The 13,977-nt window shown below is 53.9% G+C and carries 9 protein-coding genes; 1 reads left to right on the forward strand and 8 read right to left on the reverse strand.

Annotation, left to right across the window (positions count from 1 at the left end):
* Positions 1-13 precede the first annotated feature (13 nt).
* Entirely contained in the window at positions 14-1,132 is a 1,119-nt protein-coding gene (locus tag K1V27_RS16390) for a radical SAM protein (protein WP_258931126.1), read from the reverse strand.
* 83 nt (positions 1,133-1,215) lie between these two features.
* A complete protein-coding gene (locus tag K1V27_RS16395; RefSeq protein WP_258931127.1) occupies positions 1,216-2,871 on the reverse strand; it encodes a hypothetical protein in 1,656 nt (551 codons plus the stop codon).
* 485 nt (positions 2,872-3,356) lie between these two features.
* Between K1V27_RS16395 and K1V27_RS16400 the strand changes: the two genes are divergently transcribed.
* Complete coding sequence (locus K1V27_RS16400) at positions 3,357-4,076, forward strand: WbqC family protein (protein WP_258931128.1); 720 nt, start codon at positions 3,357-3,359, stop codon at positions 4,074-4,076.
* 232 nt (positions 4,077-4,308) lie between these two features.
* Here the strand turns inward: K1V27_RS16400 and K1V27_RS16405 are convergent, their stop codons facing one another.
* From K1V27_RS16405 to K1V27_RS16430, 6 genes are all read right to left on the reverse strand, one after another.
* Entirely contained in the window at positions 4,309-4,968 is a 660-nt protein-coding gene (locus K1V27_RS16405; RefSeq protein ID WP_258931129.1) for a hypothetical protein, read from the reverse strand.
* A gap of 152 nt (positions 4,969-5,120) precedes the next feature.
* The gene (locus K1V27_RS16410; RefSeq protein ID WP_258931130.1) at positions 5,121-7,148 is read right to left on the reverse strand and encodes a hypothetical protein; all 2,028 of its coding nucleotides are present in this window, start codon (positions 7,146-7,148) and stop codon (positions 5,121-5,123) included.
* 491 nt (positions 7,149-7,639) lie between these two features.
* Positions 7,640-9,481 (reverse strand): glycosyltransferase family 39 protein, encoded by a 1,842-nt coding sequence (locus K1V27_RS16415; RefSeq protein WP_258931131.1) that lies wholly within the window; start codon positions 9,479-9,481, stop codon positions 7,640-7,642.
* Positions 9,482-9,491: 10 nt separating this feature from the next.
* Complete coding sequence (locus tag K1V27_RS16420) at positions 9,492-11,573, reverse strand: ArnT family glycosyltransferase (protein ID WP_258931132.1); 2,082 nt, start codon at positions 11,571-11,573, stop codon at positions 9,492-9,494.
* 6 nt (positions 11,574-11,579) lie between these two features.
* Positions 11,580-11,909 carry a hypothetical protein gene (locus K1V27_RS16425; RefSeq protein ID WP_258931133.1) on the reverse strand — a complete coding sequence of 110 codons (330 nt, stop codon included), beginning with the start codon at positions 11,907-11,909 and terminating at the stop codon, positions 11,580-11,582.
* A gap of 151 nt (positions 11,910-12,060) precedes the next feature.
* Positions 12,061-13,866, reverse strand: coding sequence for an NAD(P)/FAD-dependent oxidoreductase (locus K1V27_RS16430; RefSeq protein WP_258931134.1), 1,806 nt, complete (start codon positions 13,864-13,866; stop codon positions 12,061-12,063).
* Positions 13,867-13,977 lie beyond the last annotated feature (111 nt).

Raw genomic sequence — 13,977 nt, forward strand, 5'->3', positions numbered from 1 at the left:
AAACGGGGAATCACTATCGAGGCAGCCTGGGCTTGCGCGGAACAAGCATGCAGCAGCCCCAGCAGCCGGGGAATATCCTGGCCGCTTGCAGATGCTTTCTGAAAATCCTCGCCCTGCGGTTGTTGAGCAATGTCTTGATGCGGTGCTCTCGAACATTGCCCGTAACGGTGTAAGGGCATATGAGCAGGTCGCCGTAGGCTGAGATGCCCACCCCGTACCAGGGATAATAGCAGCGATACCCGGCGAGTCTTCGCTTATCGTGGTAGTGATTGATGATTTCCCTGAAATCGAAACCTTGAGGCGTGGTCCTCAATTGAATCTCGGATCGGGCGGCATCCTCCTGGATTCTTCTGAGCTGTTCCTCGAGGATGACCGGGGCAACGGGCTTGACCGGCGGCGGCGGCTCCAGATAGGAGCCCGCGGCACACCTCCCGGTGCGGCTGGCCTGCGGCAGCATACTCATGGCCATCACGTTGAAAATGTCCACCCGGCACTGCTTCGCCACCTGGTAAATGGCATAGAGCTCCCTCACATTGTTTTCGGAGATGACGGTCTTGAGCTCTATCAGCGGATACTTCCTGTTCTTTGATGCCTTGTAATGAGCTAATGAGTGCAGACCTTCGATGGTCTTCGCGTAGGCCCATGGGCGCCCGGTGATACGATTGTGGGTGTCGGCCAACCCCTCCAGGCTGATGCCCACTAGAATCAGCCCGGGCGTCAATAGATTTCTCGATCCCAGGTCAACCAAGGATTCGGCCGTCTTGCCGCCGATCCTCGTTCCGTTGGTGAAGATATGCGTTTTGTTGCGCTCCGATGCCGCCCCGAGCAGATCAGCAAACCCGGCTTTCACAAACGGTTCACCCCCGGTAAAAGAGATTACTGCCGTTGGAGGAGCCTGTTCAACAATGTTGTGGCACTCGCCGATGGAAAGCTCGAATCGATTTGCTGATGCTGGCATGCTGCCACTGTCAGAGCTCTGCAGAAACTGGCAGAAATCGCAGCTCAGGTTGCAGTTGTATGTCACTTCCAGGAAAAGCTGCAAGGGAGGCAGGCTGTAGCCCGGCAACAGGTGTAGAGGCAGGGAGCTGTACCCATTGACTATTTGCTGATAGAGAAACGAATAATTCATCATGTTCAATTGCACCCAAGTCCCACTAATCCGTCATTTACAAGAGGCGCGGAGCTCGTCATGCGCGCGGTCGGATCGGTGGATCGTCAGTTGTGTTCCTGCCGGAACTGGTATATCGCAGTTCCGGCATTGTTGTAGACGGGCTTGAGGTAGCGAGCTCCAGCAGGTTCGAAGCCTCCCCATTCTCTCTCAATATCGCTGAAAAATACATAGCTCACATGGTACTTCTTGAGAAGTTCTATTCTAAAATCATCCGATTCGCGTACATCAAAAAATCGTGCAACCAGCCGGTTTTTCCCTGCGTAATCGACGGTAAAATGACCATGCCCGCTAAATGCCGTTACCGAAGCATCGACCGGTAAATGGTACCCATTGGGTGGAGCTGACAAAACCACATCTTCCGGAGATGCGTTTTCGGCCAGCCAGGAAAAGGCCTGCGCTACGTGTTCGGGTATATGGGAAGGGCGCGAGTGGGTGGCAAGGGTAGCAAACAGCTTGCCGTAGAGGACCATGTTGGACGGGAAGCACAGGACAATGGCAGCCAGGGAAACAGCCATGACCCAGTTCCTTTCCTCCCACTTCAATCGGCGCGACAGATTTCGTCCCACGTCCGTCCTCAGTAAGGCGGGAATGCATTGTCCGTAGAGGAGTCGTGCGGCCAAAATGGGGGCGACGATGTAGCACAATCCCGCACTTTCCATACCCCAGGGAACGATGGGATAGGTGTATATGAGCCCGCCGATAATCGTAACCCATATGTAAAGGAACAATTTCGGCTTGTCCCACTCTCTGAAGTTCCTCCATCCATCAAACCCGCCCAAGGCTATTAACAGGGGAAGCCCAAGCCAAAGGATCATCTCCAGCGGTGTGAAGGCTTCAAAGGATACCGCCTGGAATACCTCGCGGAGTACGGAGCGGCGCAGAAAGAGGTAGTATATAAAAATCGGAGAAGCGGTCAAGGCGGCAGTGAGATAGTTCTTCAAGTGGAGCCATTGGATTTTCCGCCGGCGCATGGAGAGGATCGAAGGGAAGAGCAGGAGAATGAGGAATGCGGCGGGTAGATCATATGGCCGGATAAAGCCCTGGAGCATAATGGTGAGTCCGGACAGGACGAAATAAACGATCCGGTGGGTTTGCTCGCCCTTGAGCAGGAATGCATAGCTCAGGCACACCAGGGCGAGGGAACGGACAAAGTGGGGCTTGTTGATGAGATACCCGAATAAGTTCACTCCCTCAATGTCCCACACCCGTATCGGCCAGGACTGTCCGGTGACTTTGTGCACCAGCCACAGGGTCCAACCGAGGCCGGACGTCAAGACGATCCAAAGAAACACGGCCCTGCGTTGCGTGACATCGACGAAAAAGCAGCCGACGAAGTAATATAGGGTGATGCACGCCATGACGATTGTCAGGCATCTTTCCAGTTGGAATGCGGCAATCATGGAAAGCCCCGAGTATCTGGCCAATCTGCCGAGTAACAGCCACTCCAGGTTGAAATAGAAAGGTTCGTGCTGTTCCGGGGTGAGCCTGTCTTCAAAAAGGATGTGCCCTTCCTGAGCCTGCTTTTGCCACATGAAATACATGTAGGTGCCCGGAACATCCCACCCGATCAAACCAACAAATTGCTTGTCGGCAGGGCACGACAGATGAGCGTAGAGGTACGGTAGAGAACTGAGGCAGATCAGTACAAAGGCCGTGGATAGCAGAAAAGCGGTGCGGCCGCGTAGCCAACTAACATTCATCAAGTCACTGTCCTGTCTGAGTCTGCAGTGATACTGGTCGGTATGCCGGCCTCACCGTGATCGTTCACCGCAAAGCCGCCAAACACACAAAGGCACGCAAAGGATTCTCCCTAAAGCATGCAACTTTTGCGAACCTTGGCGTGCTTTGCGCCCTTGCAGTTGATAGGCCGCTTCGTGCTTCGATCAACGAAAGACGAAGATCATCGGACTAATATCTTCTGGTGGCGCGGGTGTCAAACGGTTTCAAGAAGAGTGCAAAGCATGCAACGCCCGCCGGTCCCGGGTGCCGGCAAACACAGCGATCGCTTTAAGAAAAGGTAAGGAATTTACACCTCACCGGAAGTGCTATAAGATTGACGACGCATACGGGAGAGCCCTCGGGCGGCCTGCGGGCGGTTTCCGGTTGCTTCATGGTGAACACTGAAACCGCAACGGAGTCTGTCATTGTTCTGGTTAAGGTCTGTCAGTGGAAGGAGTGGATAAGCATGAGATTGGCGATCCTGCAGCCCGGCTATCTGCCGTGGCTGGGCTATTTTGATCAAATGCGGCAAGTCGATGTGTTTGTGCACGCGACAACGCTGCAATATACCCGGCAGGACTGGCGCAGCCGCAACCGCATCAAGACCCGGGAAGGGTGGCAGTGGCTGACCGTGCCTGTCAAGTCCAAAGGGCAGTTCCACGCGCGTATCAATGAAATAAAAATCAATAACGATTTACCGTGGGCCGTAAAACACATGAACATCATTCGGCAAAACTACTGCAAGGCTCCTTATTACAAACCTTATGCCGCCATTCTTGAGGATGCCTACCAACGCCGGTGGGAATATCTTGTTGAACTGGATCTATACCTGATAAACTGTTTGAAGCAAGCACTCGATATAGAAACCAAGCTCATAGACATAGCTCATCTGAACATCGGCGAGACCGGAAAGAATCAACGGTTAATTGAGGTTTGTCTAAAGTTCAACGCGGATACCTATGTGTCCGGCGCGGCGGCGCGCTCGTATATCAATGAAGAGCTGTTTGCCGAGGCCGGCATTGCCGTCGAATACCAGGATTATCGCCACCCGATTTATCCACAGCTCCACGGGGTATTCATCCCCAACCTCTCCATTATAGATTTGCTGTTCAACTGCGGGGAGCAAAGCCTCGCCGTTTTGTCAAACCGGCACGAGATGCGATTGCACGTTGATGAAATGGGATAAAAGCAAACAGCAGACTTCCGTAGGTTGGGAAGAGCGCAGCGAAACCCAACGACTATGTTAGAGTCAGCCGAGCCCGTGTTGGGTTTCGTCACGCGTAGGGCGCGACGAAACCCAACCTTCTACGCCCTTGCAAGTCCGCGCCATTGTTTTGGGCGGCCTATTGTGTCGTGCTGTGGTAACGTCGGATGCCGACGATGAGAGCGACTCTCGGTCGTGATTCTTCGCGGGTCCTTTAGATGTCTTGCTTTTCGGGCTGAGGCGAGCCCTCTTCAGACTTGCTTTCCTCCGGTGCCGAGGATTGTTGTCCAGGTTGAGAGTTCTCCTTTTCAGGCTTTGACGATTCCTGCTGCGACTTTACCCCTTTACTCGTTTCGGCGGGTTTCTCCCTATCCGGCCGCCTGAACATTTCGCTAGGTTTTTGATACACATGGTACCATTGATTGTCCCTTAGCCTCCAGGGTTCGTAGGTTATGCCCTCGAAGCCGTCTTTGGGGTTGTGGGGAGTGAACGTCCAGACGTATCGTATCATGATTTCAACGAGAGCGAGATCGTCACCCTGCATCTTGGCGCTCCTGGCTTCGGCCTTGAGCCACTTGACGCCACTGCCGAAGGATCGAACATACTCTGTCAGAGAGACGTCTTTAACGGATTCAGGATCTTCGAGCTCATAAGCCATTTCAAACTTTCCATCAAGCTTGTACTGCCAGTATTGATTAGCCCGTTGTTGTAGAGCTTCCATGGCGGCTGATGGTGATGCGCTGACAGCCCAGGAACAGGGATTCAATGGCAAAAGCAGAAAAAGCGATAATGAGAGGAATAGCAAAGAGAATCGCCTTATGTAGTTGATAACAGGCATGCTGGATCTCCGGAGTACGAGTGTGAAATTGAACATTGGTCCTTGTTAATTCCCTTCTGAGCGAACCAGCAAAATCGCGGATGATTCACTGGGCTTGGGGGTGCGACAAAAAAGCGGGCTGAGTTCAGCCCGCCTTAGAGTTGCTGGGAAAGGCTGAGCCTTTCCCTATGTTTTATTGCTCGTTATAGTTATCCACCGTAACCGGTATCCCCAAAGGGAATTACCGAATTAGAGATGCCATCAACACCACCAAGCACCCCATCATAGTCCGCATCGTTGTCCCAGGACGGGTCATACATACGGACATGAGGATAATTGGTGAATTCGAAATCCATGACCAGAGATGAAATGGGGATTTTAAAAGCCAATGGATCCGATCCACCCGGGGACAACAGGTAATAACCGTAAATAGGAGGAACCGAGAAGAAATTGATGATTTCTCCGCTGCAGACCGGCCAGAAGTAAGCGGAGTCACTTCTGACAAGATCGTTAAGGTTTGCTGGTGTGTTTCCACAACGGGGATCACCATTGGTGAAGAAGAAATCCCGCAGCAGGAACCAGCCGGCGTTGAAGCCGTCCTCATAGCGCACAAGGACTGCATCCTGATCGGTCACCAGGAAGCCGAAACCTGCCAGGTTATCCGCAGAGCGATTGCCTATCGGAAGAAGGTTGGTCTCCCAAGGCAGAACAATGCTCGGTAAAGGAGAGGGATCCTTCGGTCCAAGCTGTTCTGTATTCCACACACCTGCGTCACAACCGATCTGCGACATTCCCGCAGGATTGATGGCGGACCTGGCAATACGAGCGCCGGAACCGCTTCCAACTGGCCAGGCGTTCAGGTACTTGCCGGTTCCGGAAAGACCGCTTCCTCCATTGAAGAAGAAGTGAAGGAACTTGGTTGGGGCTGTATAAACACCCAATGTGTAAGTTTGCGCAAGCTCAAAACCCTGATTGAAATAGGTTGCCGAAATCTGTTTTTTGTAAAGAGCATCTTCGACTTCATCTAGGCTGAAAGACCGAACCGCGGCGATCTGTCGAAGTTGTCCCTCGGTAGGAACGATCCCTCCCGGGGCGGAATTGATCTCCGTCGGGTCACCGTACCAGTTGTCCCCGTCGTTCCAAGTCGGCCCAAAGCTGGTTGCCCAGTCAGGTTCCAGGTAAGCCGGGTCCGCTCCATAATTGTAGAGAATGGTAGCGGGGTTAACCAGTATCCTCCCGCTGGCGTTGAAGATGCCGCGGATGAACAGGTCGCGATGAGAAATAGGATTTTCCCACCGGGGACCATGTGGAGTAGGAAATTCATGCAGGCCACCAGGAAGGCCGACACCGGCCCTGAAATCCTTTAAAGCCTTCATGGTGTAGCCGGCGTATACCCCGGTCTTAAAATCCCCAATGAAGACGTGGCCGGTAAGGTCCTTTTCAACGTCGATCGCAGGCACTCTCCTATCGGCGAAAGTGAGCCCGTTCTCGTGGTAGGAAGCGAATCGCCGACTCAGGGGAAGGCAAATCAGATCAGCATCCAGGCACGCTCCAAAATCATCGTTCCACAGCTGAGACATAACCCCAAAAAAGTTGTCGACGGGCTTTCTATTGCTTGGAAAATCGAGAGAGAACAAGCCGAATACTTCGACATGCCCCATTGTCAGTTCTTCAGTTGCCTGGTAAGCAGCGGCCATGTTGTACTGCTTCAACAAATCGGTCTTAAGGGTCATGATGAGAGTCCCGGTAACATCGTCATAAACGACGTAGCCAATCCTGGGCTTATAAGTATCTAGACCGCTCTTGAGTATGGTTTCCTTGTCCTTACTGACGATAGTGACTACCTGCGTCCCATCCTTGCCGAAAGTTTCAAACTGAAACCAAAAAACGTCTCGGGGCGAGAGAAAAATCGGGAAGTCGATCGCCTCAATGCTGAACCTTCCGGTGCGCAGGCGGACATGAGCCGCTACCCACTTGCTGCTGGTGTTTTCAATGGAAACATAGGTGACAACGTTGGCATTTCCAAAAAAGATGTCATCAGAAGGCGCGATCGCCCTGTAAAGCTCGCCAAAAAGGGCATCGCCCATGTTCCCGTGATTCCAGATCATCGCCGTTTTGGGCGACGCAGGTAAATTGCCGGGTACTCCCGTTGGGTCATATGAAGTGGCGAGTGCATTAGGCGCCACTGTCGCCAAACCCACGAGGAGGGCGAATAAAAAAACCGTGATTTTCTTCATGCTCTTTCCTCCCTGAACAATAAAACAATTCCAAAATTTAGCGATACACTACACATTAAAACCCCAAAATGAACTCTGCCTTGTGCGGTTATGCCTCACCCCCTTTCGGTCTGTCAATAAACGTTATTAGGTATAGCGATACTGGACAACGACATGTGTTACCGATGCCGTGCCACCCCTCCAATTTCGACCTGTCTCCGGTTGATGATTGGATCACTAAGGTCTAGACTCCTCATGGCGGCACGGTGTCACTCTAATCAAGGTTCTTATACCTGTCAAGAATTTTTTAAAGTGCGCTACATAAATAAAACCGCGACCTTAGCGCATCAGAGTAGACCAGAGCCCAGTGCCTGTCAAGGGTTTTGTTGTGTGGAGAAATGTAATAATAATAACCATCGGTTAGCGTGGATAAGGGGATGTAGCTCAGCTGCGGCTGTTAAGAAAATGGGAAGGGATCGGTGTGGAAATCGTTCTGCCTTAGCGTCAATGGTCTACAGTCCTTTGTAAAAATTTCTTAGTTGAAGAACCTTGACTCTATGAGCCAATGCAGCAGAAGGGGATACATGGTTCAGGAGATCAACCAGCTTTTTCCGGACCTCCAACTCTCCGGAGTTGATCGCCAGTGAATGTTCATAGGCGGAAACTGCACGATTCAACGCTCCTTCGGAGCGGTGAATATCGCCCAGCAAGCTGTATTTGGGGGCTGCCTGGTAGGAAGAATCACTGATTCTATCCAGGTATGCTTTGGCCTGCTTTAAATTGTGCATGAAGAAATTCAGATGTGCCAAGCGGAGATTAGCCGAAGGGGAGAAAAACCCATTCATCTGCGCAGATCTTACCCAGTAGTCAATTGCCTCCTCTTTCCGCCCTGCATTGTACAACACAATGGCGTGAGTGTTGTAGTAGGCTGTTCTGTCACCGGCCGCCTGGAGCGGGTAAAATTCCAACGCCGTGATCAATGTTGTTAAGGATATGTAACATACAGTTTTTGCTTTGTTTTTTGTCTTGATTGAATGAACCAGCTGTAGAATTCCGACTGGAGCCAAAGGGATCAGTATGATCAGAAGGGGCGCGCGATAGCGTGCACTCGGAAAAAAGAGAATCAGAGTCAAAGCATATAAAACAAAAGCTGCCAGCAACCATCTGACTGGCTTGCGATGTACCGACTCCGATAACAATGCCGCGAGTCCGAAAGGCCACAGCAGTGCAAAGCTGGGCAATGGCCATTTGAAAAAGGGCACAAACTGACCCAAAAAATCAATGTCATAATGATCGGCGGCCTCGAACCGATTGCACACAGCAATGAATTTCTTGATCAATTTAAACGAGGAATCGGCCGGATTTACCAGAGCTTCCTTCATGGCTTCCTTGTACCAATAAGAGGAAGCCTCTCTGGCGGTCAGAGACCTACCAACTCTTCTACTGGCCTCAATGGTAAATTGAGCGCCCTGCTTGAAAGGCGAATTGGAAGCAAAAGGCAAGGGACGATAATAGGGGTCCTTGTTGGTCAAATTATTGCCGATATAAAAGTTGAAACCCGACTGGGTGGTGGAAAGGATAATGTCGCCCGTTATTCGGTAGTTGCGAATCAGGAACGGCAATATCCCGCAGGAGAGTCCAAATACGAAGACCAAGCCCGAGAAGAGTACTTTCCGAGCATCGGGTCGAAATTTCCAGGTGGAATATACTACCAGCAGCAAACCGAGAGGCATTAACACGTTATAGTTGCCGCGCACATTAAAGGCCATTGCTAAAAAGATCCCCAAAAAAAAGGCCTTGCTGGCACTGGCGCGTATGGTCTCTGCCAAAAGAAAATAAATCACAAGCGCGCACAGCAGCAGGGACAATGCCGTCTTGAGGGGTACTATACTGTATAGAATAAACGGGGCGTAAAGGGCGGCAATGGCGCCGGCAGCGAGGCCGGCGGCACCACGTCCCAGCTCCCTCCCTGTCAAGGCGATGAACAGGCAGGTGAGGACCCCCAGTCCCACGTTCATCAGTCGCACGTAGACAGGCTCAGGCGAGAAAAGCCAATAGACGGCGGCGATGAGATACGCCGGCAGGGGTGAGAACTCATAAGCGGCCCGAGGTTGGTAAGTGCCGCTCGCTATCTGTTTGGCCCACTCGTGATAGATCCTTTCATCCCACAGGAGATAATCAAAATAAGGAGTCTTTCCCAGCTGGTACAGGGCCGTCAAGCGAATCGCCAGGGCCGCCAGAAGGGTGACGCTCAGCAGCCCCCAGAAATGTTCTTCCAGCATGGCGGCGAACGACCCACTGCGCCATTCGGTCCGCCCATCGGCCGGATTGCTCTGAGTCTCCCCCGGGCTCAATGGCCCCCCCTTATTTCTCATTGCCGGCAGCAGCCCGGCTGCCGATCAACCGGGCAAACGGCATGAGCATGGCCTGCTGCACGTCCAGTTCGCTCAGGCGATAGACCAGGATGGAATAGCCGATGGCTGCATCCGGTTGCCGGTTGCGCAGATACTCGCACAAGCGGCCCAGCTGCAGCTCGGGAAAATATTTCAGTTGTTTCTTCCGTTGCGGCGTCCAAAACAACTTTGCAGCCGCCGGACTTTTGGCCATGTGCTGAGCCATTTGCGCAAACCCGAGAAGCGATTGGTAGACTTTTTCGTAGGCTTCGTTCCAGCGGCCGCCATAGCGCAGGTGAACCGTCTGCAGCATGGTGGCGCTGATGCAGTAGACTCCCCCCTGCAAAGGCACAATTTTCTTTTCTTTCAAATCGAGGTCGGGATACCCGGCCAAACGCTCGGCGTCTATCTGATGATAGGTCGGGTTGCCGTTCCCGAAATAGGAGAGATAAACGGGCGTCTTCTCTTGATTGTCCAGACCGTTATCGGCCAGCCATTGTTTGAGGGCGGGCAAATCCTGTCCCCAATCCAGGTTGCTGTCGACCAAGTGGCGGTAACCGTTTTTGGGGCCTTCCACCAATTGATTGAAATAAGCCAGGTAGTTGGGCCAAATGAGCAGGGATTCGGCCACAAGAATCGTCAGAGCGGCGGCCAATGCCCGGCGAATCCAGCGCCGCCGGCTGCCAAACCAGGAGGCCGCTGCTCCCGCCAGGATGAAAGTAGCGGGATAGACCGGCAGCAGATGACGAATCCCGATGTTCAGGCTGGTGTTTACCGCAACGACCCAGTAAGTGATGACAAAAAGCCAGAGAGGTGCCGTTCGATAAAGGCTCTGGCGTAACAGGGCCCACCCGTTTTCTTGCTGCTCGTTCCTGCTCCGATGCCAATGGGTGACCGCCGCCAGGGCGGCCAGCAGCAAAACCACAAAAACCGGCAGCGGGGTCTTTACCAGGTAGCAATAGGGAAAGAACCAGGTCCATCCGCCGCTGCCGTACCTGCCGTTGAAGAAAGCGGGGCGTACCAGCGAATATTTGGCCACCACGTAAATGCCGTTGAGGTAGGCTTCGGGCAGCAGGTGGTGTTTGCGGGCATACTTGAGGGCCGATTCGAGCAGAGGAGAAACCGGTGCGGCTTTGCGCTCAGTGATGTTTTGCTCGTCCAGGTTTAGCTTAGGGAAAGCGCGCTTTCCGACATTGGCAGTGTGCTCTGCCGGCTGCGCAGAAGCGGCATGAACTTTCGAAGCGGAATACCTGAAGCCGTAAAAGCCGGCTACAATGCCTGTCACCAGAACCGTTTGCAGTAACACCACAGCGCTGAGGAGCACAACCTGGGCCCAACGTGTGCCAATGAGCCATTGCCTGCCCTTGAACTCGACCGGCAGCTCTTTGCCATGAATGATTCGAATTCCAAACAGAACCGCTGCCACGGGAATCATGATGAGAGCGGACATTTTGGAAGCAAATAGAGCACCCAGGGCCAGGCAGTTGGCGGCAAGGGTGAGCACGTTGACGCGCTGCAGAAGTGCCCGGATGGACCACAGGGAGGCGGTAAAGCACAGGGTGACCGCCAGATCTGAGGTAGCGAGCCGGCTGTGGGCAAGGACGGTCGGGCTGAAAGTATAGAGCAGCAGGGACAGCAATCCCCCCGCGTGGCCGAAAAGCTGCGCCGACCAAAGGTACACGAGCAGCCCCAGCAGTATGCCGAGCAGAACAATCATCCCCCGGGCCAAAAACAGCATTTTGTCCGGGTCGTTTCCCATGTGGTAGAAAAATTTAAAGCTGCTTCTGAAATTGTCGAAATGTTTGTCCTGTGGAAACTTATACTCGCCGAACAGCAGCGGCAGGGTGGCCCATCGCTGGGCAAAGTTGCCGTTTTCCGTGCTCAGTTTGTATTCGTTTTGCGACCAGTACCCATAGCCGCCGGCAATGTGCAGGGGCTCGTCAAAGGTGGCGGACTTGTGCCGGACGCTGCTGATCGTCAGCACTGAGAAGAGCAACAGCAGGCCGGCAACCGGCAGATATCTGCGCACATTTTGTACCACCACAATCCGCATTGCCCCTCATTTTCTCCAGTCGACTATCTTGTTGTAAATCCAACCGATGGCGGAGCCGCTCAGGGTGCCCAGCGCGAACCCGTAAAAAAAGCCGATGATGCTGCCCCAGAAGGACACCCGGTAGCCGATGAAAAACTGGCTCAGCAGCTGCAAATGCGGGCCGACCACGTAGCGGCCGTCGGGGGTGCGGTGTCCGCCCTTGAGCAGCAGCCAGTTGGTGGCGACGAACACCAGCAGGCCCAGCACGATGCCGAGCACCAGCCCGAAAACCTTGGCGTTCAGCCGGAGAATACCGCTGAACAGCTTTTCTTCATCGTTGATCTGGTTGGCAGCCACCCTGCGCCTCCTATTCAGCAGCCCGTCCCCCCTCACCCCGACCCTCTCCGCCCGCGGGGGGGAGAGGGAGCGTCCCCCCGAAAAGCGCGGGGTCAAGAGTGTCCAGCCGTCGGCGCGCGGGGGAGAAAGGGCCGAAAGCCTCGATGCCGTGCTAAAAATGATCCAAAAAATCCTTGAACGTGAGCAGTTCCATCTTCCTCTTAATCCGGTAAATGAAAAATCCGATCATGAAGTTTCTCAGGTAGGCGAACAGCCAGCTCAACAGAAACACCCAGGTGAAACAGCTGACGGCTCCCAGCAATGCGCCCCCGGGGGTCACCGAATAGCCGATGAAGTACTGGCCCAGAAGACCCATGTAGGGCACCAGGGGTGAATCCTGCCGCAAAAGCACAAACAGCGTGGCCAACAGCAGCAGCATGCTGCAGACCAGCCCGGTCGCGGTGGCAAAGGCGAAGCTGTCCATCCTGGCAAACGCGGCCCGCAGCTTTTCTTTGAGCAGCCGCTGCTGCTCGGGCGCTATGGTCACTTCCTCGTGATAATGCTGTTCTTCGTTCACCCGCCAGAGGTCGTGCGCGGCTCCGACCACATTCTCCGCCGCCAGCATGGCGGTCAGCATGGAATGATCCTGGTTGTTGTACTTGTGCATGCCGTTGCGCCCGACCACCTGCAAATTGGGAATGCCGCGCAGAAAATCTTCAATGATCCGGAGAGAATCGTTGTATTCCGAATCGTATACCGGATAGGCCTTGGGCATTCGCACCACGTGCCCGTCTTCAACGGAGGAGCGCTCGGCCAACTGCAGCATTTCCAGTTCTTCTGCCGCCATCTGGATCAACTGCCGGTCCGGCTGACGCCACAGATCGTCCCCTTCAAAGCAAAAATATTCGAGGCCCAGGCACGTCTTGCTTTGATCGGGCACCATAAAAGGGCTCCAGTTTTTAAAATTCTGGATGCGGCCGACCCTGACGGCGGGGTCGTGGATATAGATCCAGTTGTCGGGGAACAGCCGGCTCTTGTCGACAATCACGGCGACCGTCAAAAAATCCCGGTACTTGAGGTTGTGTGCGGCTGTCTTGACCTGGTCCGGGACGGGCGGCTCGAATTTGAGGAGCAGCTCCTTGAGGGGCATGCTGCTGATAAAATCGCTGCCGTGCAGTACCTCTCGCTCGCCGTTGCGGCTTATCGTGACCGCCTCGACCCCGTTCTCTGCCCGCATGATCCCCTCGACTTCCGCCCCCAGCAGCACCCGGGAACCGCTCTGCTCGATGCGCGCCGCCACTTCCCGCCACATCATTCCGGGGCCGAGCCTGGGATAGTCGAATTCATCGATGAGCGTCTTGATCACTCGCTTTTTGTTTGCGCCGTTTTGCCCCGCCAGAGCATTTCTCAGCGCACTCAGAAGCGAGAGTCCCTTGATCCTCTGGGCCGCCCATTCGGCTCGAATTTCACTGCACGACATCCCCCACACCTTTTCCGAATAGGTCTTGAAGAAGGTTTGGAAAAGCCGCCTGCCAAAGCGATTGGACACCCACTGTTCGAAGGTTTCCTCCTGCCGGTGGGGGAACAGCCGGGCATACAGGTAGCTGGCCAGGATCATGGTGCTTTCCCACAGGCCCAGCCCGGCAAAGGCATTGAAGGGCCGCAGGGGATAGTAGAAAAATTTTCTCCGGTAGTAGATGCGGGAAAGCCTCTTCCTGCGCAAAAAGTCGTCGTTCAGCACCTCCTTCCACATGTCGTCCACCGCCTTGATCTTGGTGAAAAAGCGGTGCCCGCCGATGTCGAAATGGAAGCCTTTGTAGCTGACCGTTCGGGATATCCCCCCGACTATTTGGTCCTTCTCGAGAATGACGGATGGCAGCCCCATCTGCGCCAATCGGTAACCGGCGGTGAGGCCGGCCGGTCCGCCGCCGACGATAATGACTCTTCTGCCGTGCGGGTCACAATTCGCATTGTTCATACAAAATCGATCCAGGAGCTGCTCAATGGCTTCGGTTGGCCGGGTTTCGTTCCGCAACCCGGCAGGCGTGTTTTTGTTTTTTGCCGGGTTTCGTGCCTCAACCCGGCCTAC

The sequence above is a fragment of the Desulfoferrobacter suflitae genome, assembly GCF_022603395.1.
GTDB classification, from domain to species: Bacteria; Desulfobacterota; Syntrophobacteria; order Syntrophobacterales; family Syntrophobacteraceae; genus Desulfoferrobacter; species Desulfoferrobacter suflitae.